Genomic DNA, 26,340 nt, shown 5'->3' with positions numbered 1-26,340 from the left:
TAGCCTTGCCCCCTTTTTCGGCTCGCTTACGTTTTTATCCGCGCCCAAAAACATCAGCGCGAAGCCGTAAAGCACGATCACGGCGCCAGTGTAGACTATGATCTGCACTACGCCCAAAAACTCCGCATCCAGCAAGAAGAAAAATCCGCTCATAAAGACCATGCCGCCGGCCAGCGCGCTAAGGGCGTAAAGGACGTTTTTGCTAAAAACGCTGATGCCGAAAAGCGCCAGGCAAACCGCACTGAAAAAATAAAATGCAAGCGTTTGTATCATTGCTCCTCCCCCTGCGCTGAGGAATCCGACGCGGAGTTTTGCGTAGAATTCTCGGCGTCCGCGGCGGAATTCTTTTTGGAATTTGCCTTAGATTTTTTACCTCGCACGGCGGAACTCCCCGCGTCTTGCGGAATGGAATTTTCTTTAGAATTTTCAGCAAAATCGTCGTCCGTAGCAAGATCATCGGTGGAATTCCCGACGTGCGACGCAACGGAATTCTCTTTAAAATTTTTACTTTGAACGGCGGAATCTTCGGCGCTCTGCGGAGCGAAATTTTCTTTAGAATTCTCCGCCAAATTTTTACTATCCGTAGCGGAATTTTCGGCGCTTTGAGAGACGAGATTTTCTTTGGAATTTCGCGCCGAATCAAGCGTAGAATTTTGAGTATCCACAGTAGAATTCTCTTTAGAATTTTCGGCGTTTGCGGCGGAGCTTTCCTTTAAGCTTGCCCGCCCGACGTCTTGCCGCTCGGCTAAAATTTCGCCGCTTAAGCCCGCGCCCTTTGAAAATAGAATTTTATCGCTAGCGCTACCCCCTTTTTTAGAGCTTTCCGCGGCGCTGCTTTTTAAATTTGAACCTGCGCTCTTTAAGCTTGGCTCGTCGCTTGCGGCGTCGCTTTTTATATAGGCGTTCGGCGTCATCTTGATCCGCGCGCCCGCGTTTTCATCCAGACTGCCGTAGCCCGCAAACTCTTGCGCCGCACCATTTAAGCATAAATTTTCGCCGCGAATCAAAAGATCCTCTTTGAAGCCGTAATACGCCCGCTGTTCGCTCGCAAGCTCGTACTCGCAGCCGTGCACGATAGCGATCTCGGGGCAGACGTCCGTGCACAGCCCGCAGTAGACGCAGCGTCCTAAATTTATCGAGTAGTTATCTACCTTTTTGCGGCCGTCGGCGCCGAGGCTGGTCTCCATCGCGATGCAGTTCGCCACGCAGATCTTCTCGCACAAGCCGCATCCGATGCAGCGTTCGCTGCCGCTTTCAAGCAGGCGCATGAGCTTGTGCACGCCGCGGTATCTAGGCGGCATGACAAATTTTTCCATAGGATACCGAAGCGTATGTGAGCCGCCGCGCTTAAACATATTTTTTAACACCACCCACAGCCCCACGAAAAGCTCGCCGTTAAAGGTGCGAGCTAGGAATCTGCGAAGCTTATCGCCGCCGGATTTAATAGGGGCTCGTTTATCGATCTGGACGTATCTTGCCATCGTACCCTCCTTAAACGATCGCTAGCGCGGTAATTAGAACGCAAGCAAGAGCTAACGGCATGCAGACTTTCCAGCAAAGCCCCATCAGCTGATCGGGGCGCAGATGCGGCCACGCCGCGCGCGCCCATAGAAAGCAGAAAAACACGAGGCTTGATTTTAATACCATCATAATGCCGCCGGGGATAAACCAAAACGCGTTAAATCCGCCCAAAAACAGTAGCGTCGTAACGACTGAGTAGGTTATGATATTGGCGTATTCACCGATAAAAAACATACCCCAGCGCATTCCCGAATACGCCGTCCCCGCACCCGCTACGATCTCGGTTTCGTTTTCGGTAAGGCATAGCGGCGTGCGGTTGCACTCTACGAAGGCTGCGATAAGAAAGAGCGCGAAGCAGACGGGCTCTTTCCAGATAAACCACTTATCAATGCCGCCGCTTTGCGCGCTTACGATGTCGATAAGCGAGAGCGATCCCGTGATCATCACGATAGGGATCAGGCTAAGACCGTTTATCACCTCAAAGCAGGTGATCTGCAAAAACGCGCGAAACGCGCCTATCGTGCCCCATTTATTGTAGCTCGCAAGCCCTCCGATCAGTAGACCGTAAACGCAGGTACCGCTAGCTCCGAGTAGGAATAAAATTCCCACATTTATATCGCTTAAAATCGGTTGTATCGTTCGCCCGCCGACCGTAAACTCCGGCAGTAGCGGCACTACCGAAAGCGCCACGAAAGCCCCGGTAGCCGATATTATTGGCGCGATTTTAAAAAGAAGCTTATTCGCCCGCGCAGGGATCGCGTCCTCTTTGGTAAAAAGCTTTATCATATCCGCACCCACTTGCAAAAGCCCCGCAGGCCCGACCATAGAGGGTCCGATCCTGCGCTGCATAAAGGCAAGCACCTTACGCTCGGCGTAAGTCGCAAGCCCCGAGAGCAGCGCGATGACGGCTAAAATCACAAGCGCCTTTAAGACGGTAGCTACGAAATAAAATGCACTATCGCTCATCTGCCCTCTCCTTTGAAATTTTCTCGATTTTTACGCTTGCATAGCGTGAGGTTTTGAAAAATATCTCGCCGCGAAGCTTCTCGTCAAAATACGGCAGATATGCCCCGCTAAAGCCCGGATCGATCTTTATGCTAGCGACGATTTCGCGGTTTAAGCTTACGAACTCAGTCGCGCCGCTTTCGCTGTTTTCATCGCCGGCGCCGTCTGCTTTATGCGCGGCACTTGCGCGATCTGTTTTTTTCGCACGAGCAGCACCGCTTTTATCATTAGCGCCGTCCGCTTTGTAAATTTTAACGACGTCGCCCGCGCTCACGCCCAGAGCTTCGGCGATGCCGGGGCTTAGATACAGCGCGCCCGCTTCGCCGAGCCCGCTGCTTGCGCCGCTAAATTTATTGAATTGATGCAGCGGATTTGCCTCATAGATTAAAATTTCGCCCTCGCCTGCTTTAAGCGGCGCGGAAAGCGAAATTTCAAACTCATCCTCGCTAGCGGCAAACTCCTCGTTTCGCAACTCATATCCGCGGTGGTTTGCGCCGCCGTTGTCGTAGAAATTTTCTAAATCGTCAAATTTAACCCGCTCAAAATCCGCGCCCAAGCTAGGCGTATAGCCGATCGCGTGCTCCGCGCAAACCCCAAGCGCACAGGCGATGTCGTTTAGCTCGTATCCGCCGTAATCAAGCGCCGCATTGGTAGGCACTACGCGCTTGTCGTAGTTCGTAAACGTGCCCTCCTGCTGCACCAAGCTAGGCGCGTCCAGATCCGCTTCCAGAACGCCGAAGCTAATATCGCCCGCTTCATTGTAGCCTAGCGTCTCGCCCGCGCTCATTTGCGCGCTAAGCTCGCAGATGAGCGCAACGCCCAGGCTGTTCGTGCGCGGCGGCACCACTAGTACTTTAAATGGCGTGTAGCGCTGCACCAAGCCCGCTAGACGCGCAAACGTGGCGCTATTTGGCGTGCGGATAAAATCCTCGCCGATGATGAGCGAAAAATGCTCCTTTTTAGCCAAAAGCTCATCCACTTTCTGCTCGTCCAGACCTAGCGTACGGGCGAAATTTGAAATTTTACTTTCCGCAGGATTTTCGGAATTCTGCGCGGAATTTTTTGCGGAATTTTCAGCGTTGCCGTCCGCGCTTGCGTAATTTTCGGCACCGCTCGCACTCGCAACGTTCTCAGCGCCATTTGCCTCCGCAGAATTCTCAGAATTTTGCGAATCTGCGAATTTCTCGTCTAAATTTTCCTTCGCCGCGGCGCGCGAAATTTTAAATTCCGCTGCGAGTTTCGCATCCAGCCACTCAGGCAGATCGCGCCCGAACTTTTGCAAGACCCAAAGCAGGATCTGCGCCTCCAAGCCCGCGGCGTGCGGCTGATGGATGAAATTTTTACTAAAGCCTTTAATGCCCTCGTCGCAAAACGGATGAAAATATACTCCGCCTGCCTTATTTAGCTTGCAGGCGCTGTTTACCGCATAGCCTAGATTTGGAGCGTCGCTGCGCAAAAATGTGCCGCAAACTACGATGAAATCGCTGTTTTTAATCGTCTGCGAATCCGCATTATAAAATTTCGTGCCGCTAAGCTTTGAAAATTCGCGCAGGAATTTTTGATACGCAAGCGCTTCGTCGTTGATCAAAGCGAGCTTAAATTTTTGCCGCAAAAGCTCTAAAATCCGAGCTTCTTCGTTGGTGATGAAGCTATTAAATTTAATATTTTTGATCTCGCCGTCTTCGATGCCGCGCACGATGCGGCTAAAAACCGCTTCGTTTTTGCTCGCCCGCTCGTTTGAAAAATCCCAGCCGAAACGCGCTCCTGCATGCAGGACGCTAAAATTTATGTCGCTGCTAACGCGATAAATTTTTGCACGCGGGTCGCCTATGCCGCGGCGCTTGATCTCATAATAAAGCAGCTCGCAATCGCTGCTGTGCGGATTGGAAGCGGGGATTTGACGCAGCTCCCAGGCGTTTGAAACGTATTTAAACGCGCTCTCTACCAGAGCCCCCGTCGGGCAGACCGCCGCGCTCTCGCCGTAGTTTACGCAATCATCCTCATCGTTAACCCGCGCGATTAGGCTTTTTTGAAGTTTGTTCCACACGGCGTAGGCGTCTTTAGGCATCGCGTCCTTTTGCTCCTTACTCAGCGCGTCTCCGCCGCGCGGAACGAGCTTAAACGCATCTACGCCCAAGCGGTCCTTCGCGGCGGTGATACAGCGCTCGCAAACGATGCAAAGGCTAGGATCATAGCTTAAATATCCCCAATCCTGCACTTCGCGCGCCGTATCGCGGATAGCGTAGCTTTGGGCGTTCGTGCGCATTAGATGGGCTAAATTTTGAAGCTCGCACTCGCCGCTTTGATCGCAAACCCCGCACGCCATCGGATGGTTAATACAATAAACCTGCGTGATCGCTTCGCGCTCGGCGTCGATCTCGGGGCTGCGGCTGTAGATGACCATGCCGTCCTTGGCCTTGGCGTTGCAGCTATAGACGCGCTTGCCGTCCGCTTCGACCATACAAAGCCTGCATGCGAGCGTCGGCGTACCGCCGCTTAGATAACAAAGCGCAGGGATAAAAACGCCGCAGCGACGCGCGACCTGCAAGATGTACTCGCCCTCGTCGCACTCGCAAGCTTTACCGTCGATCGTGATCTTTGTCATTTTAAACCTTAGAAATTTCGGCTAATTCGAAATTATAACCGCCAAAGCCCTGCCCGCCCAAGCCCAAAAGCGCAATCGTGCCCTTTAGCTCCTCATCCAAAATAAATTCTTTTTCCAAATTTAGGTGCGGCGTTTTGATGCGGACGCGATCGCCGCCCTTGATCTTTGCGACCATGCAAAAATACCTTCCGCCGATGAGCCGCTCGTCCGAATCGTGTTTGAAAACCACGGCGCCGTCGAAATTCTCAGGCTCTTTAAGGGGGCTTAAATTTGCCCGCTCTTGTGCGCCCAAGTCCGCTCGCTCGCCGCGTAAGCTTAAAATTTTAACCCCGAACTTCGCCGCTATGAGAGATAGAAAGGCTTTGATATTTTCGGCGTCGGGATGAGTTTTAATAAGCGCATCGTCGATCAATAGTTCGTCGCAGCCGCTTTGCAAAAACTCGCAAATCTGCTCGATCTCCTCCTCGCCCACGCTGCTTTCGCCGCTTAGATACTCCAGATCCAGATCCGCAAAATAGGGCTCGTCGCAAAAACTAGCGCAGATTAGCGCCAGCACGAAGCTTTGCGCGCCGATCTCGCATTTTATCAGCTCGCCTGGAAGATGCGGGTCTTGCAGCGGCGATACGCTTAAAATTTCAGCGCTCTTAAAACCTTCTGCGAGCGCGGGATTTTGAAGGCTAAGCAGCGACGCGAAATTTAAAATTTTCATCCTCTCCCCTTTTTGGCGACGACCATCCAATCTACTTGGTTATAGCGGATTGAGCTTAAAAGCGTGGAATTTAGCCCCTCAACTAGATCGGCGCTTTTTTGAACCGCGCTAAAATCGCCCATCTCAAACATAAAGATCATCGTCTCGCCGCGAGCGGAATTTTTTAAAATTTCGCCCATGCGGTTTAAAAATTTATCGCCCAGATGCCTCAAATCATAGCGCTTCATCGATCCACCTCGCCTAAAATGATATTCGTGCTGCCGATGATCGCCGCAGCGTCGGCAAGATACTGCCCGGGTAAAATTTCTTCATAGACCGCGCAGTGCCAAAAGCTCGGCGTGCGGATCTTAAGGCGGTAGGGGCGGCTTTTGCCCATCGAACGGATATAAAATCCAAGCTCGCCCTTAGGACTCTCGCTCGCGGCGTAAATTTCGCCCACAGGCGGGCGCAAGCCCTGCGTAACCAGCACGAAATGCTGCATCAGCGAGTAGTTTTGCGTCATGATCTGCTCTTTGCTAGGATTTACGTAAGCGGGATCGATCGCTAAAATTTGCGGATCGCTTAGCGGATAGTGTTTCGCGCACTGGCGCAAAATTTTAAGGCTCTCGCGCATCTCTGCCATATAACACTTATAGCGCGCGTAGCAATCGCCCTCGCTCGCATACGGCACGTCAAAATCAAGCTCGTCGTAGATGAGATAGGGCTCCTCTTTGCGGATATCCCAAGCATGCCCGCTAGCGCGGAGCGTCACGCCGCTACAGCCGCAGCTAAGGGCATCTTCGTGCGAGATTACGCCCACGCCCTCGGTTCGCATCAGCCAAATTCTATTGGTATCAAGTAGATCTTCAAGCTCTTTAATGTCGCTCGGGAATTCGTCGCAAAATTTCAACATCTCCTCTATCCAGCCGTTAGGCAGATCCAAAAATACGCCGCCGATTTTGATATTATTGTGCGTAAGGCGCGCGCCGCAGTATTTTTCTATGAGATCAAGTATGTATTCGCGCGAGCGAAAGCAATAAAGAAATACCGTCATCGCGCCGATATCAAGCGCGTGCGTACCCAAAAACAGAAGGTGCGAGCTGATACGATTAAGCTCCAGTAGAATCGTGCGGATGATCTGCGCGCGGCGCGGCACTTCGATGCCGCAGAGCTTCTCGACCGCGGCGCAAAAGCCGTAGTTGTTCGAGCCCGATGCGATGTAATCGATGCGATCTGTTACGGGGACGAACTCTGCGTAGATCATATTTTCTGCCATCTTTTCGATGCCTCGGTGCATGTAGCCCACGCCGGGGCGGGCTCGCACGATGCGCTCGCCGTCAAGCTCCAGCACGAGCTTTAGCTGACCATGCGCGCTTGGATGCTGTGGACCGAAATTTAAGATCATATTCGCGCCCTCGCGCTCGTACTCGATGTTTTCGAAAAACGGTCTTAGCTTGCTTGGATTTTGCATTATTTTCTCTTTGTGATGATCTTGTAAATTCCGCGTTTAACGCGTTTTACGAAGCGCACGCCGCCCTCTTCTTGATATTCTTGTAAAATTTTCTCTTGCGGCCGCGGCTCGCCGTAACCGCTCTCGTGATAGAGCCGCGCGAAGTTAAAGGTATCTTTTTCATCCACGAATGCGGAATTTCGGTTTTCTTCGCCGATCCGTTCGCGTGCGCCAGATCCAAAAATTTTATCCACCTCGTACCACTTGGCAAACTCGTCTCCTTGCAGCGGATAGGACTTTAAAAGCGGGTGTCCGAACCAATCATCGGGCATTATTAGGCGCGCTAAATTTGGATGATTCTCAATCCAAACGCCCATCATATCGTATAGCTCGCGCTCAGCCCAGTTCGCGCTTTTGTAGATGCCTGCAGCGCTTTGCAAAAAGCTCTCATTCGGCACGAAGCACTTTAGCCGCGCGCGGCGCGCCCTTTTGATGTCCAAAAGCTGATAAAAAACCTCGATGCCGCCGCGAGCCTCGGTAAAATCCACGCCGCTTAGCTCGCATAAAATTTCATATCCCGCGCCCTTAAGCGCACGCAACGCCGCTAAATTTTGCGCAGGCTCTACGTAGAACACGAGGGTGTTAAATTCTACGTACGAATTTAAAATTTGGACGCCTTCAAGCGCGTCCAGATCATCTTTAAAATCGCTCGCGCTTGCGTCCAACTTCTGCGTCTCCTCGGGGATGAAAAATCTGTCTTTATAGTAATTTTTCTGGCTCGCATCGTTTTTTGGGCTATACTTTCTCATCAGATCAGCCTTTTTGCCTTTTGTGCGCGGCGCGGAGTTTGGGTGCGGATCTTTTTTTGCAGCACCATCAGCGCAAACTGCAGCGTCTCGGGGCGAGGCGCGCATCCCGGCAGATAGATATCTACAGGCACTATACGGTCGCAGCCCTGCACGGTCGCGTAGGTATTAAACATACCCCCGGTATTGGCGCAGCTGCCCATACTGATGACCCATTTGGGCTCGGGCATCGCGTCGTATAGGCGGCGCGTAAACTCGGCGTGCTTTTTACTAAGCGTGCCCGCGATTATCATCACTTCCGACTGCTTTACGCTTGCGCGAAATATCGTGCCGAAGCGGTCGAAGTCAAATCTGCCCGCGCCCGCCGCCATCATCTCGATCGCACAGCACGCAAGCCCGTACGTCATCGCCCACAAGGAGTTGCTCCTGCCCCACGCGATCAGTTTATCGACGGTGGTGAGAACTACGGGAAGTCCATTTTCGCGCGCGTAGTTTATCTTATGCTCTGCCAATTTAGCGCTCCTTTTTTCCATGCGTAGATGAAACCGATGCCTAACAATACGATGAAAAACGCCATCTCCACGAGCCCGAACACGCCTAAAATTTTAAAATTTACCGCCCACGGAAACATAAAGATAATCTCGACATCAAAAAGTATGAAAAGCACGGCTATCAAAAAAAAGTGGGAGTTCATTCGGTTGGGCTGTTTGACGGCCTCGGGACCGCTTTCGTAAATTTCGCCCTTTAGCCGCTCGTCGCGCCTGTCTGCCAAACGCGAGCCTACCAAAGAGGATAGTTTAACGATGAGCGAAAAGACGCAAAAAGCTAGGATTAGCATTACGAATATTCCGAAATACGGGCTTTGCAGCGGAATTCTAGACATTTTTCGCCTCGGTTTTAAAATTTAATGTGGATTGTAACGAAGTATTGATTTAATAAAGCTTAGCGCGCGCCACTAAATTCGCTTTTAAAATTAAAATTTATATACCTCGCCCGTGCGATTTAGTGGGGATTAAGGCGCGTGTGGTAAAATTTCGCGGATTTTAAGGGAGAGCTATGAAATCTAGCAAGATAAGTCTCATTTTCTACGGCATATTCTGCGGCGTAACAATCTATTTTCTTATCTGGGGATTCGGTTTTATAGGAAACGGTGATAAAACGCTATTTTTGGTTTCGGTATTTTTGGGCATCTTTATGGCCTTTAATATCGGCGGAAACGACGTGGCAAATTCCTTCGGCACCAGCGTCGGAAGCGGCACTCTTAGCATCGCGCAGGCCCTTTGTATCGCAGCGGTATTTGAAGCAAGCGGCGCGGTAATCGCAGGCGGCGAAGTAACCTCGACGATCCGCAGCGGCATAATCGATCTTAGCAAAATGGACGTGCATCCTAGGGATTTTATCTATGTAATGATGAGCGCGCTTTTCGCAGCGGGGGCATGGCTGCTTTTTGCCAGCAGAAAGGGTTTGCCCGTATCTACTACGCACGCTATCATCGGCGGTATCGTGGGCTCGGGACTTACTCTCGGAGCGCTGCTTAATACCGCAGAGACTTCCGCATTCTGGCTAGTGCAGTGGGATAAGATCGGCAAAATAGCGATCTCTTGGGTGCTATCGCCGATTTTAGGCGGCGTGATCTCCTTTGGAATTTTCTGGCTCATCAAACATTACATTTTGGATTACAACCGCTACGCTCAAATAAAGATCGACCGCATAAAGCGCGAAAAAAAATCCCTCCGCAAGCTGCATAAAAAGACCTTCGAGACTCTGGACGACATTCAAAAGATCGCCTATGCAGAAGCGCTAAATCACGATATTTACGCGATGCGCGATCCCGATTTTGATCCAAGCGAGCTGGATAGCGAGTATTATAAAAAGGTGATCGAGCTTGACGCTAAAAAAGAGAAGCTCAAATCCCACAAGGCCCTAGAGTACGGAATCCCTGCCGTAGCGGGCATCGGCGCTTTCGTGATATCGGCGATGCTGATATTTAAGGGGCTGCATAATCTAAATTTCGGGCTTACGAATTTTTACAACTACCTCATCATCGGTATGTCGACGCTGATTACCTGGCTTTTGATGTTTATTTTCGCTAAAACCCTGCGCCGCTCAAATTTAAACAAATCTGCGTTTTTGATGTTTAGCTGGCTGCAGGTACTCACTGCTAGCGGCTTTGCCTTTTCGCACGGCAGCAACGACATCGCAAACGCCGTAGGTCCGTTTGCCGCCATCATCGATACGATGGCTACGAATAGTATCAATCCCTCCACTCCCGTGCCGCAGCAGATTATGATAATGTTCGCAGTAGCCCTCATAGCGGGGCTTTGGTTCATCGGCAAAGAGGTGATCGCCACCGTAGGCACCAATCTTACGAAAATTCACCCCGCTTCGGGCTTTAGCGCCGAGCTCGCAAGCGCCGTCGTCGTCATGGCGGCATCGGTGCTGGGGCTGCCGATCTCCTCGACCCACGTGCTAATCGGCGCGATTTTAGGAATCGGCTTGGTAAATCACAGCACGAACTGGTCGCTGATGAAGCCGATCGGGCTAGCGTGGATCATCACCCTGCCCGTCTCGGCGCTACTTTCGGCGTTTGCATTCGTGCTTTTGCGCCACGTATTTTAGGCTAAATTTAAAGATCCGCTCCCTTAAATTTTAAAATTTCGCAAAATTCTACGCAGGCTAAATTTTAAAATTTTGCGGCGGCGAACCGAGTAAATTTTATAGCTCCTCTTGCGACGCATAACCGCGCAAAACCCGCTCGCAACGGCGCAGATCCCGCCTGCCGCCCTGTAAAATTTAATAAAATTTTAGCTACAATCGCGCTTTTAAATTTAGGAAAGCTATGAGTAAATTTGAAATTTTCAGATCCACCCTTGCCGTGATGATGGGCTACGTACCGCTGGGGCTGGCGTTTGGTATCTACGGCATCAGCCAGGACCTGCCCGTATGGGCACTCGCGCTAACCTCGCTGCTTATATACGCAGGCAGCGTGGAGTTCGTGCTGATCGCATTCATCGTAACTCACGCCTCGCTCGTAGATACCTTCGTCGTGGCGTTTTTGCTAAATTTTCGCCATTTTTTCTACACGATGTCGCTGCTGGACGAGCTGCGCTTCGTGCGTCATAAAATTTACGCCGTATATGCCCTTACGGACGAAACCTTTGCTCTGCTAAAAGCGCGCGCTTTTTTGCGCCCCGAGGAGCTTAGCGGCAAGCAGCCCGTAACGCCGCAAAGACTAAAAGAGCTTGATCTGCTCTATAATCTAACCGCGGTTTTAAATCAATCCTACTGGGTTGCGGGCGTCGTTGCAGGAGCTGTTTTGGGAGCAAACTTAAAGCTTGATTTTAGCGGGGTCGAGTTTAGCCTGACGGCGCTTTTTGCGATGCTAACCTATGAGGTTTTCAAAGCAAATCCGCAATACAAAGTGCTATTTCTTGGCTTTGGTTGCGCGTTTGTGGGGCTTTTTATCTTTCCTGCAAAATACTTTTTATTCGGCACTCTGATTTTCGGCACAGCGGTATTGCTGCTCTTTCGTAAATACTTCGAGCGGTCTTCGCGCGCGGGACGCAAGCTGCAAAAATTCCTAAAAAGGGGTAGGTAGTGGAAATTTTACCCTATATCTTTCTAGCCTCGATCGCTACGATTTTGACGCGATTTTTACCGCTGCTTCTTTTTAAGAAAAAGACCGCGAGTCCAAGCTTATCGTATCTGCACAAAAACTCGGGTCTTCTGATAATGGTCGTTTTGACGATCTATGCGCTTAAAACGATGCTGCCTAGCTTTTCGGGCGAGCGGGCTTTTAGCGTGGACGCGCTGCAAACGGCGACGCTACTATTTTGCCTGATTATGGCGTTTGTTGTGCATGCTAAATTTCGCAATTCGCTCGTTACGATAGCTCTTCCTACGCTAATATATATGGCGGCGCTACGCTTTTTATTGAATTATTGATAAATTTATAAGTTAGTTTTCGATAAACTTCAAAAATTAGTTTTTAAGTTTAAAAAAGGTTAAAGTTTTATGAATTTTATCAGTCAAATGGTGCATAGCTTCGCCAAAAAATATGCCGCCGACACCATGCAAAAATCCCTCTACAACTCCCTCAGGATCGACATCACGCAAGAGAACATCGCTAAAATTCCAAACCCCGATAAAAAATATATGCTCTACATGCACGTGCCCTTCTGCCACACGTTTTGCCCGTACTGCTCCTTTCACAAATACGCCTACGAGCGCGGTACGTGCAAGGCGTATTTCAGCGCGCTACGCACCGAGATGCAGCGCACGAAGGACGCAGGCTACGACTTTGAGACGCTTTACGTAGGCGGCGGCACGACGCTAATCGACGAGGATGAGTTAGCGCGCACGCTGGAGCTTGCCAAGTCGCTTTTTAGCATCAAAGAGGTCTCGTGCGAGAGCGATCCCAACCACATCGAGCCCGGGAGCTTGCTGCGATTTCGCGGGCTCATAGATCGCCTAAGCGTAGGGGTGCAGAGCTTTGATGATGATATTTTACGCAAAGCTTCACGCTACGACAAATTCGGCTCGGGCGAAATTTTGCAAGAAAAGCTATCTCGAGCGGTCGGAATTTTACCGATTTTAAGTCTGGATTTGATCTTTAACTTTCCGTTTCAAACTCGCGAAATTTTACTTCGCGACATCGAAGCGGCAAAGGCGGTAAAACCGGAGCAGATCACGCTGTATCCGCTGATGAAATCACCTTTGATGCGCGATCAAATAGCGCGAAGCCTCGGCGTTAGCAACATAGACCGCGAAGAGGAGTTTTACTCTATCATCTGCAAGGAATTTGCAAGCTGGCACCGCAACAACGCATGGGCTTTCGCTCGCGAAAAATCAAATATCAACGACGAGTATGTAGGCACAAACCACGAATACGTGGGCATCGGAAGCGGCGCGTTTAGTTTCCTAGGCGGCAGGCTGCTCGTAAATGCGTTTAATCTCGAAGACTACGCAAGCAGAGTGCGCAAAAACGAAAGTACCGTCATCGCCACTTGCGATTTTAGCAGATCCGAGCGCGCGAAATACCTCTTTTTGACCGAGCTTTTTAACGGTGAGATCGATATCGCTAAATTTAACGCCGCAAACGATCTAAATTTGCGCCGCGAACTGGGCAGAGAGCTTAGCCTGCTGAGGCTTGCAGGAGCCGTACGAATCGAGGGCGAGATCATCCGCACGACGGAATTCGGCGCGTATTTGTGCCTTGTTTTGATGAAGGAATTTTACACCGGTATGGACAAGGTGCGCGCAGCGTTTCGCGACGATGCCAAGATTAAGCGTGCAAAACAGCTCATCATCATGGACGAAAGCGAATCCGCCGCAACCGGCGCGGCAAAAAGCGAGATAGCGTCGTAATTTTGCGCCCGACCGCTTCGGCTAGCGCTTGGACGCACCCGCGACTTGAGCGCAAATACCGTCTGGCATTTAAAACACAAACGAATCTTTGATTTCAAAATTTAGGAGCGCCGCTGTGAAAGGCAGAATGGTCAAACTATTCATTTTATTTCTGTTTTTTGTCCTTGTATTTGAGCTCGTCGGCAATCTTTTTAACTTCGGCCGCTTCCCCTTTCATAAAAGCTGCGAGCCGTTTATGATGATAAACCGCCATATAACCGGTGATTCAAACGATATGTGCATAATGCAGCTTATGGAGCAGGGCAACAAAAGAGATCTTTCGCTATATTACTATAAAACTAAATTTAATCTTGAGAAGCCATTGTCCGAACTGGATGAAAAAGCTATAAAATTTTTAAATATTCCGAACTCGAAGATAATCACCGTAAATAAAGATGGCTTGGAAAAGAAATTTTTAATAAGCGATTAAATTTAAATAGCAAAGAAGCCCTGCTTCAATTGCAATATCAAAGCCTAACAAATCGAGAATTTTAAAATTTATAAAATTAAAGGAGGAAACAATGAGTAATCTAAAACTCATACAAAACTGGTACGCTTCCAAATGCGACGGAGAATGGGAGCATGAATATGGCCTTACGCTAGAAACGGTCGATAATCCCGGTTGGTTGATTAAAATCGATGGCGAGAGCGGGAAAAAGCCGATCAAAATAAATATCGATAGAGATGACGAGGATTGGTTTTTCATCAATGCCACGGAAAACAAACTCAAAGGAAGTTGCGGAGCCGAAAATTTAGAGGAATTATTGGAGCATGTAGTAAAATGGCTAACGGATTAAAATTTAGCAAGGCAGATAAAGGAGTTTAGATGATCGAAGTCGAGATAAAAAACGAATCTTGCAAAAAGACCGAAGTTACGCTTGCAAATATCGAAATTGTTAAGGATGCCGTAAAGGAATTCGCCTATAAAAGCTTTAAGGGCAGCTATCTGTTTTTTGATATTTACGGCGAGATAGATAGGGATTTTCGCGTGCTTGGAGCAATAGGCGAAGGAGATGAAAAGAATATCCGAAAAATAGATCTTAAAAAATATGAAAGAAGCTCTGTAGGCGCCACCGACATATCGCAAGATATGGAGGGCGTGGAATTCTGCACCTATTTTAAGCTTGATCAAAGTGAAATTTTAAAGCAAATATTATATTATATAGCCTATGAAAGATTTGAAGGCGGCTATTACGCAAAGGGTAAATTTATAGGCAAAAATAGAGACGATTTTATTTTTATCGGTATCTGCGGCGATGTAAAAAATTGCGCCGAAATAAAGAGCGTCGATTTAGATGAAATAATAAAAAGTATGCCCAAGCTCTCGGAATCAAATAATTTTTATATTAACGAGTTTATGAGATCAACCAAACGGATCGATGAGGTAAATTCTATCGGCAACCGATTAAATTTAAAAAGGAGATACTATGAAATTTAAAATTTTGAAACCGAATGAACTATACGGCTGGGTTTTTAACAAAGATGAAGAACTTTATAAGGCTTTAGGATTTGATTGTTGGATGGATTCGTTTGTTCGCATATTAGCTAAAATTCCGGGTGCCAGGAAAAAAGATATTTTGGATTACCTTGAATATGAAATCTTTGATTGGTACGAATGGTTTGAACTATATGGGATTATCCAAAGCGACTATAAGCTAGCGGACGAAGATAATCCTGAAATTTCAGCCTATCCGACATACGCGGGAGAGTATTTCGGAGTAATGGGCCAACTATTTTTAGGGGGTATGATAGACTTCGGCATAGAGCGCGGAAATTTAAGAAAGAAATGGGCTGACTTCGATACGAATTTATCCAAGATCGATCTAGGTATGTCGCTTTATGAGAAGTGGGTCTATTTTAGAGATAATTTCTTTTTTGGATATAAATTTTTAGAGGAGGAGAACATAACTCCCCAAGCAGAGATAACTTGGAAGAATCCCGATACCTGGAGTAGATTTAGTCATTGGATATGTATGACTAAGGTCGGCAAAGAGTATCGTGATAAAATTTTAAAGCCGAGGCTTTATGAAAAGTATAAGGATGTGGTTATCGAGGTGTAATTTGGCGATTACAAATAACGAAAATTTATTATTAACATGTTTAATCTAGCAAGCAAAAAGGACTTTAAATGACCATCTTACCAATATCAACCTTCGACAATGACTTACAAAGAGGCGATATTATAAAATTTAACGACGATGAGCTTATGGTCTGCGATGAGCGATGTTTCTGGACAGAAAATCCTTGCCTTTTAAATTTAAAAGATACCAGATATTTTGAGCTTTCGGATGAGATGCTATCAAGTAAAGCGGGATTTGTCGTGGACAAGGAGCAATTGATTCGTAATTTAGCAAATTTCGGCATCAATGCGAGCCCACGGGAGGTATTTATATGCTCCGATAATTACCTTAGTAGCGATGAACTAGGGGATTGCGACGAAACAATCCCCGGTTTCAGACTGATAAAACCTAGGGATAAATTTGGACGCAATAGACGCGTAAAGAGGAGTCTAATGAAAAAATTTAGCATTCCTCTCTTGAAATTTCGCGGAAAGATCAAGGTCGGAGATATTATCGAATGTAGAAAATCCAGCTATCCATACGAGAAAAATGTAAGCTTTATCGTAGTAAAAGCAAAAGACGATGATGGAGTAAATTTTATAAAATTGGTCGTAATTAGCGGCTACAAGGCGGGCTTATGGGTTCTGCCATTTTTATTTAAAACAGATAAAAATATGGTAGAAACAGACTGGCTAATTAAAAATTGGAAATATATTTTTTATAGGTGCTGTGATATAAGGCACACTTATGTAAATTTACAAAACCGAAAAGAGGTTTTAAATTTTACCGATAAGCAACTGGAAAATTTTATAAAAATGAAGCGAAAGAGATTTAAATTTAAAAATAAGAAGTGATATAATGCCTAGCCAATCGACATTATCAATATATACGGGAAGAATACACACAAGGAGAAAATATGGTTAAAGTATTAAAATTTATAATTTGCGCCGTAGTAATTTTGTTATTATTTATAATTTATGAAAGCAATTTGTGTGCAAAGTGCGATTATACGTTTTTTGCAGAGGAAGGGCTTATGGGTAGATTATTGATAGCAATCGATACAAATGATATAAATTTAGTAAGATATATTGCTGCTGAAGGTAGAGTTTGCAAGCAAGCCAATGTCTATAATAGAGCGCTTAAAGAATTAAGAAAAATGGAATCGGAAAATAATAGGACTAATGAGTAAACCGGTTTTGCAGAACACAAAGAGAGATATGAAAGAAGCGAAATTTACAAGACGGCTTTCTTACTTACTCTTGCTTCCTTATCGACTACCGCCCTACTTTCCGATACTCCGTCGCTTCTTAAAATTTCAGATGTAAGTGCTAGATATACGCACATTCAATTTCCGAACGAAATTCTAAAACTCCACGTGAAATTTTAAAATTTCAAATCCTTTACGTCTTGCTAAATTTCTAAATTTTATAGTTTCAAATTTCGCGGATTAAACTCCGCGCTGAGATTATTGTCTTAAGCAAATAGGCTCCAAGCGCGGTAAACAAACTTCTAAATTTCACCACGCGCCCGATGATTTGCCGCAAGCAGTCGCTTCGCGCGAGCGGGCACTTTGCGCGAAGCTTTAGACTACGCAGGCGGCGATATAAAGCAACCGAAAGTACTTATGCGGCGAAATTTACGCCAAAGCCTCGCCGCGAGCTTTATTTCAGCACCTTGCCTAAAATCCCCGCGCCTTTGCCGACGGCGCTGCCGCGAAGCGCGCTTTCTTTTTCCCTCATTACCGCAAACAGCCCATCCAGCGTCTTTTGCGTGATGTAATCGTTCAAATCCTCGCCCTGCTTAGGCAGATACTCGCTCGCGCCCAGTCCGCGCGCGATGTTTTGCACCGCTTCATTACCCGCGATTTTGCTTTGCGCGAAGGAATTTAGCCCGTTATACGCCGTCGCGAAGCTGTTTTTGCTCATCATATCGCTTACGATCGGTCTGAAAACCGCCCGCAGCTTCGCGCCCGATTTGCTCTGCAAATACTCACTAAGCGCCGTGTCGCCGCCGCCGATGAGCTTTTTAACGTCGGCATCGCTCATAGATTTCAGATCTTGCAAAAATATCTTGCTCGCGCCGCTAACCGCCTTGGTAGCGGCGTCATTCATGCTCACGATGAGCTCGCGTTCCCATTTATCGCCGCCCACCTTTCTCGCAAGCTTCGCAGCAGCCTTCAGCGAAGGAGGAAGCTCGATTTTAGCGGTCTTGCTGTGGATGTAGCCCTTGGCGAGCTCGGCTACGGCGCGGTTCGTGGCGGAAGCGAGCAGCTCTTTGTAGTTTCCACTCTGAGTCGCACCGAGCACGTCCGCGCCCTGCTTTAGGATATCCGTAACGTCCGCATGCGCGAGCGACAGCGACGCAGCGGTTAGTAAAACTATAAATTTTTTCATATTGCAACCTTTGGATAAAATTTGCGCCATTATGCCAAACTGCGGTAAACGCTCAGCCTGCGCTCGGTCTAAATTTACGCGCTGCGCGGGCGAGCTGAGATAAAATTTAGGCTAAATTTAAAGCGGCTTCGAGTTAAATTTTAAACGTCAAATTTCAAAGCTAAATTTACCCGCAAAATTTAAAGATAAAATTTGGCAGCGGGAGCTTTGCGCGCTTGCGGCTAAATTTAAAATCGGCGCTATGACGACTTAAAATTTTAAAACCGTATTGTTTGGCACCATTTAAATTTACGTAGCGCACACGATACCAATGCAAGCCGCGCAGAGCGAATTATGCCGAGAAGCGCGCATATCCTATCCTCAGCGTAAACGATTGAAATTTTATCAAACCCGCCGTAGTTCAAAAGCTCGCCGTAAATTTAAAGAGTTTAAATTTAAAAGCGAGCTGCGACTTTGGGCGCCATAAGCAGGCCTAAACCAGCCCTTGATCCAGCATCGCGTCGGCTACGCGGCGAAAGCCCGCGATATTCGAGCCCAGCACGAGATTGCCCTCCGCGCCGAATTCCTTCGAAGTCTCGTAGCTGGTACGAAATATATGGCGCATGATCTCGCGTAGCTTGCCATCGACCTGCTCGAAGCTCCACGACGCCATCTGCGCGTTTTGCGCCATCTCAAGCCCGCTCGTAGCCACGCCTCCCGCATTCGCCGCCTTCGCAGGACCGAAAAGAAGATCCTTTTGCGCGAGCATAAAATCGACCGCCTCGAGCGTGCTGGGCATATTCGCGCCCTCGCAAACCATGCGACATCCGTTGGCGTAAAGGGTTCGCGCATCGTCCAGATTAAGCTCGTTTTGCGTAGCGCTCGGAAATGCCGCGTCGCACGGCACGCACCACACGCCGTTGCGGCCTGCGGGATAGGCGCTTACGGGGGTAAATTTTGCGCCGGGGCGCTCCTTGGTATATTCGCAAAGCCCTACGCGCAGCTGCTCTTTTAGCTTTTTAAGAAGCGCCACGTCGATTCCCTCGGCATCATAGATAAAGCCCGTAGAATCGCTTACGGTGACGGGCTTAGCCTGCATTTGATAGAGCTTTTCGGCGGTGTAGATCGCGACATTGCCGGCGCCCGAGATCGTGCAAATTTTACCGTGCAGCGAATCGCCCCTGGTAGCTAACATCTCGTTTGCAAAATACACGGAGCCGTAGCCCGTAGCCTCGGTGCGCGCGAGGCTGCCTCCCCAGCTTAGCCCCTTGCCCGTAAGCGCGCCGTCGAATCTGCGGGTGAGCTTTTTATACGCGCCGTACATATAGCCGATCTCGCGGCCGCCCACGCCGATGTCGCCCGCGGGCACGTCGGTATTGGAGCTGATTAGGCGGTGAAGCTCAAGCATAAAAGCTTGGCAAAATCTCATAATCTCGCCGTCGCTCTTGCCCTTAGGATCGAAATTTGCACCGCCTTTTGCGCCGCCGATATTAAGACCCGTGAGGGAATTTTTAAAAATTTGCTCAAACCCTAAAAATTTTAAAACGCCCAAATTTACACTCGGATGAAAGCGCAAACCGCCTTTGTAAGGGCCCAGAGCGGAGTTGAACTCTATGCGATATCCCGTATGCACGCAGGGCTCGCCGCCGTCGCTCATATAGACGACGCGAAACATCATCGTGCGCTCGGGCGCCAAAATACGCTCTAAAATTTTATTTTTCACGTATCGTTCATCGCGCTTTAGAAGCGGTATGAGCGAGTATAAAATCTCGGTCGATGCCTGGATAAAGACCTCCTGACCGGGATTGGCACGCTTTAAATTTAGCAGCAAGCCGTCGATGTAAGATTTCATAGTTCCTCCTTTTGAACCGGATTAAATTTTAATTTTTTGGCTTTAGCGATAAATTTTTTCAGCGCCAGCTCCTCGCGAACGCCGATCTCATAGCCTATAAATTTCAGATAATTTAAAATTTCACGCTCTTTTATGTCACGCGAAAAGGCGTAGCTTTGCAGGATATATCTTGGAATTTTAATGCGCGATCGTAAAAATTTCGTCGCCAGGCGCGAGTAAGCCTTATCGTTTTTCACGCAGCACAGCCGCCCGAAAACGAAGGGCAAGCCCGTGCGCTGCTGCCAAATTTCGCCCAGATCGTAGAATTTATCCCTACCCTGCGAAAGCAGAGCCTTTAGAGCATTATCGCCGATTAACACCTCGCCGCTAAGATCTAGCACGCGAGCTAGCATATTTGAGCTCATCGACGCAGGATCGAGTCTGGGCGCCGAGTTTTTGCGCACGAGCACGCTTAGCACCTCACGCTTTGCGACGATTCCAAGAGGCAGTCTGCGGTATTTTGCGCGGCGACTTTCGATGCTCGAGATTACCGCAGCGTCTATGCGCCTATAATAAAGATCGGCGCAGAGTTTGCTCGGCACCCCTTTTTTAAATTCTATCGATTTTTTAACATAAGACGGCAGCGGAAGTGATTTTAAAAATACGTGAAATGGGAGCAAATTTAGATAATCAATTTTGCCTAATAACATGACTTTCTCCGAATTTAGCGCAGAAAAAAGGGCTAAATTCCGGCGCTAAATCGGAATTTAACCAAAAAATTTTAAAGTTTATTTGACCTCGGTGATCGGGATGGATTTGTATTTGCTAAACTCCACTATACCCTCACCTTTTTTGAAGTGGATGCTCACTCCGTCTTTGTTTTCCATATAGATGCCGTCGGCGGCACGCTCGCGCTTGAGGTTGTAACTTTTGCCGCTATCGTCCTTTAACACGGCGGTATTAAAATCGTCGTTTGAGCTAAGCGATAGTTTTTTGCCCTGCTCATCGATAAAATAGAAGGTCTTTGCGTTCTCTTTGGTTATGGTTTTTTCGCTTTGTGCTTGCTTATTCATAGCGCTGTCCGGGGATTGGCGGAGTTGGTTTGAGCCGCATCCTAGCAAAACTAACGCCAAAGTGGCGCACGATAGAACTTTAAACATATTTCTCCTTTAAATTTAGGTTACACTCGTTGATGAGTGATTTTCGGATATCCCAAAGCTTTTGAGAGAGATCCACTTTGTAGCTTTGCGGATGGACGTTGCGAAGGTGCTCGAGCCAAAATTTGCTCTTTTGCTTCTTACTAAAACGCGCGATCTCGCTTACCGTGCGGCGCACGCCTACGAATTTGCCTTCCTTAAAAACGGGACGCAAGAGCTTATGCGCGCTAAAATTCGTTAAAATTTTACGCTTGTAGGTGTAAAGAGGGTGAAAAATTTCAAGCGGCGCGCTCTCGTCTATGCTCTCGCCCTCAAGCGTGATCAGATCGGCAAGCGCCATGCCGTTATCTTTGTCGTAGAGTCTAAAGACCTGCTTGTAGCCGGGGTTATTGATCTTGCGCGGATCGTTTGAAATTTTGATCTTAGCTATGATCTCGCCATCTTTTTCGATACCGCTTAGCTTATACACACCGCCTAGACTCGAACTGTCTCCGCCGGTAATAAGCCTAGTGCCGATCCCCCAGCTATCAATTTTGGCATCAAAAAGCTTGAGCTGATCGATCGCATATTCGTCTAGATCATTCGACGCAGTGATCTTTGCGTCATTAAAGCCCGCAGCATCGAGCATCTTGCGCGCCTGTTTGGTCAGATACTCCAGATCGCCCGAATCAATGCGGATTCCAAGCGGCTTATGACCGCTCGCGCGCAGCTCTTTAAAAACCGTAATCGCATTCGGCACGCCGCTTGCGAGAGTATCGTAGGTATCGACGAGCAAAAGCGTGCTGTTCGGATAAATTTTAGCGTAGGCGCGAAACGCCTCCAGCTCGCTATCAAAGCTCTGAATCCACGAGTGCGAGTGAGTGCCGATCGCAGGGACGTCAAATTTCTTTGCGGCGAGCACGTTTGACGTGGCGCTGCAACCGCCTATAATCGCAGCCTTTGCGCCGTAGATGCCCGCACTTCGCCCCTGAGCACGGCGCAAGCCAAACTCCATCACCGAATCTCCCTGAGCGCTAAAGTTTATACGCGAGCTTTTCGTAGCGATGAGAGTTTGGAAATTTATAGTATTTAGGATCGCGGTCTCGATGAGCTGCGCCTCCATGATATTTGCTTTGACGCGGATAAGCGGCTCGTGCGGAAATACGATCTGCCCCTCATCCATTGCGTAAATTTCGCCGCTAAATTTAAAGCCTCTTAGAAATTCCAAAAATTCCGGCTTAAAGAAATTTAAACTTTTTAGATACGCGATGTCGTCCTCGCTAAATTTTAAGTTTTCGATATAATCCACGACCTCGTTTAAGCCGCAAAATATCGCGTAGCCGCCGCCGCTTGGGTTTTTGCGGTAAAAAACGTCAAAAACCGCCGTCTGATCGGGCTTTGTAAAAAAATAGCCCTGCATCATACTAAGCTGATAAAAATCGGTAAGTAAAGCCAAATCTTTCATTTACGCCTCTTAAATTTAATCTCGCCTCGCGCAGGAGCAAGGAATCATAGCTTTTTAGCTTCTAGGCTCTTTTTATAAGCCGCAATGTCAAACTCTTTGATGCGAGCAACGCCGTCGTCCACCGCAGCTTTTGCGACCGCCGTCGAGATCACGGCAAATACGCGTGGATCGAAAGGATTTGGGATCACGTAGTCTTTGCCGAATTTTAAATTATCCTTACCCAACATCTTGCGGATTTCCGCAGGAACCTCTTCGCGAGCAAGATCTGCCATCGCGCGAGCGGCCGCAATCTTCATATTTTCGGTGATCTTTTTGGCTCTTACGTCAAGCGCGCCGCGGAAGATATACGGAAAGCCCAAAACGTTATTGATCTGATTTGCAAAGTCGCTTCTGCCCGTGCCTACGATCGCGTCGCTTCTTACTTCCTCGACCTCGCTTGGATAAATTTCCGGTACCGGATTTGCAAGCGCAAAAATGATTGGATGTGGCGCCATAGTCTTTACCATCTCTTTGGTTAAAACGCCCGGCTTACTAAGTCCTAAAAACATATCCGCACCCTTCATCGCATCCTCTAGCGTGCGATCTGCGGTATCTAGGGCAAATTCTTTCTTTTGCTCGGTAAGATCGGTGCGACCCTTGTGGATCACCCCTTTGGAGTCAAGCATTATGATATGTTTAGCACCTAAATTTTGATACATCTTCGCACACGCTATGCCCGCAGCGCCCGAGCCGCTAACTACGATCTTCATATCCTTGATCTTTTTGCCGCTGATGATGGCTGCGTTGATTAACCCTGCGCCCGTAATCATCGCGGTGCCGTGCTGATCGTCGTGCATGACGGGGATGTCGACGGCTTTTTGTAACTCGCGCTCGATCTCGAAGCACTCGGGAGCTTTAATGTCCTCTAAATTTATACCGCCGAACGTAGGCGCTATCGCTTTGCAAATTTCAATTATCTTTTTAGGATCTTTTTCGTCGATCTCGATATCGAAGGCATCTACGCCGCCGAATTTTTTAAACAAAACCGCCTTGCCCTCCATTACGGGCTTTCCGGCGATCGCGCCGATATCACCAAGCCCTAAAACCGCCGTGCCGTTGGTGATAACGGCTACGAGATTGGCTTTATTAGTGTATTTAAACGCGGCTTCGTGATCATTCTCGATCACCTTGCAAGGCTCCGCGACGCCCGGCGTATATGCAAGCGCCAAATCCTCCGCCGTATCGCACGGGGTTTTTACATTCGTTCCGATTTTACCGCCTATGTGGTACTTTAAAGCCGCTTCAACGTTTACTTTAGCCATTTTATAATCCTTTTTTGATTAAATTTGAAATTCTCGTTTTAACTTCGTCGCTTCCTAAAATTTCACAAATTTCAAAAATCGACGGACTTACGCTTCCCCCCGTGATCGCAACGCGCAGCGGCTGAGCCAGGTCTTTTAGCTTGGCGCCGTTTGCGTCCAAAAATTTCATCGTCTCCTCCTCGCACTCCTTTGCGTTTAAATTTGCGCTTAAAGTATCCGCAAATTTTGCGAGTAAGCTTAGCGAACTTTCGGTTACAAATTTCTTATACGCCTTCTCGTCATAGCAGCTCGGGCGATTTAGAAGAATTTTAATGCCCTCAGCCATCTCCACTAGCGTCTTTGCGCGCTGTTTGTACTGCTGCGCGATGAGATATTTTTTTGCATGCGAACGGATATCGACGCCGAATTCCACAAGCTGCACGGCAAGCTCATCGTCGTCAGAGTTTTTAATATAATGCGCATTTAGCCACTCAAGCTTGGTTTGATTGAAGGTGCTAGCGCTCTTGCTAATATGGTTAGGATCAAAGTATCGCTTCATCTCCTCCATGCTAAAAATTTCATCATCCCCGTGGCTCCAGCCCAGGCGTACTAAGAAATTTAGCAGAGCTTGCGGCAGATAGCCCATACGCTTATACTCCATCACGTCGGTAGCGCCGTGGCGTTTGCTCAGCTTGCTGCCGTCGGTGCCGTTAATCATCGCGACGTGGTAAAATTTCGGGATTTTAAAGCCTAGCGCGTTATACAGCACGATCTGCTTTGGGGTGTTGCTTAGATGATCGTCGCCGCGGATCACGTCCGTGACGCCCATCAGCGCGTCGTCTATCACGACCGTAAAGTTATACGTAGGCGTGCCGTCGCTTCTGGCGATGATGAAATCGTCCAAAATATCGGCAGCGTTAAATTTTATCTCGCCCTTGATGCCGTCACTAAATTCTATCGTGCCGCTAAGCGGGGATTTGATGCGGATTACGGGCTCGATCCCAGCAGGCGGCGTGCCGGTAAAGTCGCGATAGCGGTTATCGTAGCGCGGGCGCTCTTTGCGAGCTTCCTGCTGCGCGCGCAGCTCATCCAGCTCGTCCTTACTCATATAGCATTTGTATGCCTTGCCCTCATCTAGCAGCTTTTGGACGTATTGTTTGTAAAGATCAAAGCGCGAGCTTTGATACACGATCTGCCCGTCATAGTCCAGATTGCACCACTTAAAGGCTTCCTCGATCGCCTCAGCAGCCTCCTGCGAATTGCGCTTCAGATCAGTGTCCTCAATACGCAGCAGGAATTTGCCGCCCTTTGCCCTAGCATAAAGATAACTAAAAAGCGCCGTTCTAAGTCCGCCGATATGTAAATATCCCGTAGGACTCGGCGCAAAACGAGTTACTATCATAAAATTCCTTTGCAAAAATTACCATTTAATGTTATAATCGCAATCTTGTAATTATAAAGCAAAAAGACTAAATAAAGGTTAAAAATGATAAAGAAACTGCTTTTTTCCGCAATGATCTGTGCTGTTTGTGCAAATGCCGAAGTAGTAAACGGCGTCATCGCCGTGGTAGATAATGAGCCCATCACCGGCTACGAACTAGCCAAAGTTCAGAAGCTAACGGGCGCTTCGCCGCAAGCTGCGATGGAAATTTTAATCGGGCAAAAGCTGCAACAATCCGAGATTAAACGCCGCGGCATCGCGGTAAATGACGCGGAGATCGACGCGAGGCTCAAAGCGATCGCCGATCAAAATAAGCTTAGCTTAGACCAACTCAAAACCGCTGTGCAAAAGCAAGGCATGAACTACGATGACTTTAAAGCAAATGTCCGCCGCACACTGCTTGAAGAAAAGCTCTACGGCTCGATATTCGCAGACGTACAGCACCGCACGACCCCTGAAAATGTCAAAAAATTTTACAGCCAAAATAGTTCATTATTCACGACTTTCGATAGCATCACGCTCACCCGCTATATCGCAAAATCACAAGCTCCGCTCGATAAGATCCGCGCAAATCCGAAGCTCCGCCCAAGCGACGTGTATGTGATGAGGGGCACCCTCAAGACCAATCAAATGGATGAGGGGCTAAAATACATCGTCACAAACGTCGAGCAGGGTAAATTTTCGCCGATAATCCCTACGCGCAACGGATATGAGATGTTTTACGTAAACGACAAAAAGGGGCTTCGTACGCTTGATTTTGACAGTGTGCAAGATAAGGCGATCGAAGGCTACGTGACCTCCGAGCGCAAAAAGGCGATCACCGAGTTCAACGACAGACTCCGCTCAAACGCCAATATCCGCATTATCGAGCGTCCACAGGCAAAAGCGCAAGGCGCAAAAACCGCTCCAAAAGTCAAAGTGCAAAAAAGGCAGTAAATTTTAAAATCCGCCGCCGTGCATTAAATTTTATAGAATTTAACGCCGATAACGCAAGGGCAAGCGCGCAGCTTATCCGCTCGCGCGTAAAATTTTGATAAAATTTAAAGGCTTCGTGGTGATAACGATCAAAAATTTTACCGAACTTAAAAGTGATCCTAGAATCGGCGTCATAAGCGCTGCGGACTTTGGCGCGAGCAAATTTTGCTCCCACATCGATACGGCCTTTAAGCTTGTCGCCATTTGGAGCGACGAATATGACGGCGAGGAGCTAAATTTTAAAATTTATATAAATCTGCTTGGAACAAATTTACTTTTGATGCATTGCTTAAAGCCCT

29 protein-coding genes are annotated in these 26,340 nt (G+C 48.1%); 12 read left to right on the top strand and 17 right to left on the bottom strand.

The window, feature by feature from the left end:
• The 10 genes from Q0277_RS01925 to Q0277_RS01880 form a co-directional block, all read right to left on the bottom strand.
• On the bottom strand, window positions 1-273 hold a 273-nt coding region (locus Q0277_RS01925), incomplete at its 3' end, for an NADH-quinone oxidoreductase subunit J (protein WP_297995037.1).
• Window positions 270-1,481: an NADH-quinone oxidoreductase subunit NuoI gene (gene nuoI, locus Q0277_RS01920; RefSeq protein ID WP_297995035.1), complete on the bottom strand. Its 1,212-nt coding sequence runs from the start codon at window positions 1,479-1,481 to the stop codon at window positions 270-272. The genes nuoI and Q0277_RS01925, both read right to left, overlap by 4 nt.
• 10 nt (window positions 1,482-1,491) lie before the next feature.
• Window positions 1,492-2,487, bottom strand: coding sequence for an NADH-quinone oxidoreductase subunit NuoH (gene nuoH / locus Q0277_RS01915; protein ID WP_297995032.1), 996 nt, complete (start codon window positions 2,485-2,487; stop codon window positions 1,492-1,494).
• Window positions 2,477-5,131: an NADH-quinone oxidoreductase subunit G gene (locus tag Q0277_RS01910; RefSeq protein WP_297995028.1), complete on the bottom strand. Its 2,655-nt coding sequence runs from the start codon at window positions 5,129-5,131 to the stop codon at window positions 2,477-2,479. Before Q0277_RS01910 ends, nuoH begins: the two co-directional genes overlap by 11 nt.
• A gap of 1 nt (window position 5,132) precedes the next feature.
• A complete protein-coding gene (locus Q0277_RS01905; RefSeq protein ID WP_297995021.1) occupies window positions 5,133-5,840 on the bottom strand; it encodes a hypothetical protein in 708 nt (235 codons plus the stop codon).
• Window positions 5,837-6,067 (bottom strand): NADH-ubiquinone oxidoreductase subunit E family protein, encoded by a 231-nt coding sequence (locus Q0277_RS01900; protein ID WP_177386790.1) that lies wholly within the window; start codon window positions 6,065-6,067, stop codon window positions 5,837-5,839. Before Q0277_RS01900 ends, Q0277_RS01905 begins: the two co-directional genes overlap by 4 nt.
• On the bottom strand, window positions 6,064-7,290 hold the full coding sequence (gene nuoD / locus Q0277_RS01895; RefSeq protein WP_297995018.1) for an NADH dehydrogenase (quinone) subunit D: 1,227 nt from the start codon (window positions 7,288-7,290) through the stop codon (window positions 6,064-6,066). Before nuoD ends, Q0277_RS01900 begins: the two co-directional genes overlap by 4 nt.
• Complete coding sequence (locus Q0277_RS01890) at window positions 7,290-8,078, bottom strand: NADH-quinone oxidoreductase subunit C (RefSeq protein ID WP_297995011.1); 789 nt, start codon at window positions 8,076-8,078, stop codon at window positions 7,290-7,292. The genes nuoD and Q0277_RS01890 overlap by 1 nt, the downstream gene beginning before the upstream one ends.
• On the bottom strand, window positions 8,078-8,587 hold the full coding sequence (locus Q0277_RS01885) for an NADH-quinone oxidoreductase subunit B (RefSeq protein WP_297995008.1): 510 nt from the start codon (window positions 8,585-8,587) through the stop codon (window positions 8,078-8,080). The genes Q0277_RS01890 and Q0277_RS01885 overlap by 1 nt, the downstream gene beginning before the upstream one ends.
• Window positions 8,569-8,958: an NAD(P)H-quinone oxidoreductase subunit 3 gene (locus tag Q0277_RS01880; RefSeq protein WP_005869774.1), complete on the bottom strand. Its 390-nt coding sequence runs from the start codon at window positions 8,956-8,958 to the stop codon at window positions 8,569-8,571. The genes Q0277_RS01885 and Q0277_RS01880 overlap by 19 nt, the downstream gene beginning before the upstream one ends.
• Before the next feature lie 173 nt (window positions 8,959-9,131).
• On the opposite strand from Q0277_RS01880, the gene Q0277_RS01875 reads away from it, so the two are divergent.
• The 10 genes from Q0277_RS01875 to Q0277_RS01830 all read left to right on the top strand — a co-directional run bounded on the left by Q0277_RS01875 (window position 9,132) and on the right by Q0277_RS01830 (window position 16,730).
• On the top strand, window positions 9,132-10,694 hold the full coding sequence (locus Q0277_RS01875; RefSeq protein ID WP_297995004.1) for an inorganic phosphate transporter: 1,563 nt from the start codon (window positions 9,132-9,134) through the stop codon (window positions 10,692-10,694).
• Window positions 10,695-10,914: 220 nt separating this feature from the next.
• Complete coding sequence (locus Q0277_RS01870) at window positions 10,915-11,673, top strand: AzlC family ABC transporter permease (RefSeq protein WP_297995003.1); 759 nt, start codon at window positions 10,915-10,917, stop codon at window positions 11,671-11,673.
• The gene (locus Q0277_RS01865) at window positions 11,673-12,020 is read left to right on the top strand and encodes an AzlD domain-containing protein (RefSeq protein ID WP_297995000.1); all 348 of its coding nucleotides are present in this window, start codon (window positions 11,673-11,675) and stop codon (window positions 12,018-12,020) included. Before Q0277_RS01870 ends, Q0277_RS01865 begins: the two co-directional genes overlap by 1 nt.
• Window positions 12,021-12,089: 69 nt before the next feature.
• The gene (locus Q0277_RS01860) at window positions 12,090-13,442 is read left to right on the top strand and encodes a coproporphyrinogen III oxidase family protein (RefSeq protein ID WP_297994997.1); all 1,353 of its coding nucleotides are present in this window, start codon (window positions 12,090-12,092) and stop codon (window positions 13,440-13,442) included.
• Between the two features lie 127 nt (window positions 13,443-13,569).
• The gene (locus tag Q0277_RS01855; protein ID WP_297989319.1) at window positions 13,570-13,911 is read left to right on the top strand and encodes a hypothetical protein; all 342 of its coding nucleotides are present in this window, start codon (window positions 13,570-13,572) and stop codon (window positions 13,909-13,911) included.
• Between the two features lie 91 nt (window positions 13,912-14,002).
• Window positions 14,003-14,278 carry an immunity 53 family protein gene (locus Q0277_RS01850; protein WP_297989320.1) on the top strand — a complete coding sequence of 92 codons (276 nt, stop codon included), beginning with the start codon at window positions 14,003-14,005 and terminating at the stop codon, window positions 14,276-14,278.
• Window positions 14,279-14,307: 29 nt separating this feature from the next.
• The gene (locus Q0277_RS01845) at window positions 14,308-14,919 is read left to right on the top strand and encodes a hypothetical protein (RefSeq protein ID WP_297994994.1); all 612 of its coding nucleotides are present in this window, start codon (window positions 14,308-14,310) and stop codon (window positions 14,917-14,919) included.
• Complete coding sequence (locus Q0277_RS01840; RefSeq protein WP_297994991.1) at window positions 14,909-15,541, top strand: hypothetical protein; 633 nt, start codon at window positions 14,909-14,911, stop codon at window positions 15,539-15,541. The genes Q0277_RS01845 and Q0277_RS01840 overlap by 11 nt, the downstream gene beginning before the upstream one ends.
• Before the next feature lie 68 nt (window positions 15,542-15,609).
• The gene (gene imm45 / locus Q0277_RS01835; RefSeq protein ID WP_297994988.1) at window positions 15,610-16,395 is read left to right on the top strand and encodes an Imm45 family immunity protein; all 786 of its coding nucleotides are present in this window, start codon (window positions 15,610-15,612) and stop codon (window positions 16,393-16,395) included.
• A gap of 62 nt (window positions 16,396-16,457) precedes the next feature.
• Window positions 16,458-16,730, top strand: coding sequence for a hypothetical protein (locus Q0277_RS01830; RefSeq protein WP_297994985.1), 273 nt, complete (start codon window positions 16,458-16,460; stop codon window positions 16,728-16,730).
• A 472-nt stretch (window positions 16,731-17,202) separates the two neighbouring features.
• Here the strand turns inward: Q0277_RS01830 and Q0277_RS01825 are convergent, their stop codons facing one another.
• From Q0277_RS01825 to gltX, 7 genes are all read right to left on the bottom strand, one after another.
• Window positions 17,203-17,934 carry a DUF4197 domain-containing protein gene (locus tag Q0277_RS01825; RefSeq protein WP_297994984.1) on the bottom strand — a complete coding sequence of 244 codons (732 nt, stop codon included), beginning with the start codon at window positions 17,932-17,934 and terminating at the stop codon, window positions 17,203-17,205.
• Between the two features lie 472 nt (window positions 17,935-18,406).
• Complete coding sequence (gene gdhA, locus Q0277_RS01820; protein ID WP_297994982.1) at window positions 18,407-19,765, bottom strand: NADP-specific glutamate dehydrogenase; 1,359 nt, start codon at window positions 19,763-19,765, stop codon at window positions 18,407-18,409.
• Window positions 19,762-20,454: an MqnA/MqnD/SBP family protein gene (locus Q0277_RS01815; RefSeq protein WP_297994979.1), complete on the bottom strand. Its 693-nt coding sequence runs from the start codon at window positions 20,452-20,454 to the stop codon at window positions 19,762-19,764. Before Q0277_RS01815 ends, gdhA begins: the two co-directional genes overlap by 4 nt.
• A gap of 78 nt (window positions 20,455-20,532) precedes the next feature.
• On the bottom strand, window positions 20,533-20,904 hold the full coding sequence (locus tag Q0277_RS01810; protein WP_297994977.1) for a hypothetical protein: 372 nt from the start codon (window positions 20,902-20,904) through the stop codon (window positions 20,533-20,535).
• On the bottom strand, window positions 20,897-22,345 hold the full coding sequence (locus tag Q0277_RS01805) for a nicotinate phosphoribosyltransferase (RefSeq protein WP_297994974.1): 1,449 nt from the start codon (window positions 22,343-22,345) through the stop codon (window positions 20,897-20,899). The genes Q0277_RS01810 and Q0277_RS01805 overlap by 8 nt, the downstream gene beginning before the upstream one ends.
• A 44-nt stretch (window positions 22,346-22,389) precedes the next feature.
• Window positions 22,390-23,646 carry a malic enzyme-like NAD(P)-binding protein gene (locus Q0277_RS01800; protein WP_297994971.1) on the bottom strand — a complete coding sequence of 419 codons (1,257 nt, stop codon included), beginning with the start codon at window positions 23,644-23,646 and terminating at the stop codon, window positions 22,390-22,392.
• 1 nt (window position 23,647) lies between these two features.
• Window positions 23,648-25,027, bottom strand: a complete 1,380-nt coding sequence (gltX, locus tag Q0277_RS01795) for a glutamate--tRNA ligase (RefSeq protein WP_297994968.1) — start codon at window positions 25,025-25,027, stop codon at window positions 23,648-23,650.
• A gap of 84 nt (window positions 25,028-25,111) precedes the next feature.
• On the opposite strand from gltX, the gene Q0277_RS01790 reads away from it, so the two are divergent.
• Both Q0277_RS01790 and Q0277_RS01785 read left to right on the top strand, forming a co-directional pair.
• Window positions 25,112-26,002 carry a peptidylprolyl isomerase gene (locus tag Q0277_RS01790; protein WP_297994966.1) on the top strand — a complete coding sequence of 297 codons (891 nt, stop codon included), beginning with the start codon at window positions 25,112-25,114 and terminating at the stop codon, window positions 26,000-26,002.
• Window positions 26,003-26,120: 118 nt separating this feature from the next.
• The coding region (locus tag Q0277_RS01785; RefSeq protein ID WP_297994963.1) for a hypothetical protein at window positions 26,121-26,340 on the top strand (220 nt) is incomplete at its 3' end.

The sequence above is a fragment of the uncultured Campylobacter sp. genome (assembly GCF_938030815.1).
Taxonomy (GTDB): Bacteria; Campylobacterota; Campylobacteria; order Campylobacterales; family Campylobacteraceae; genus Campylobacter_B.
Note: the sequence above shows the minus strand (reverse complement) of the source record. Positions and strands in the feature narration are given on the sequence as shown.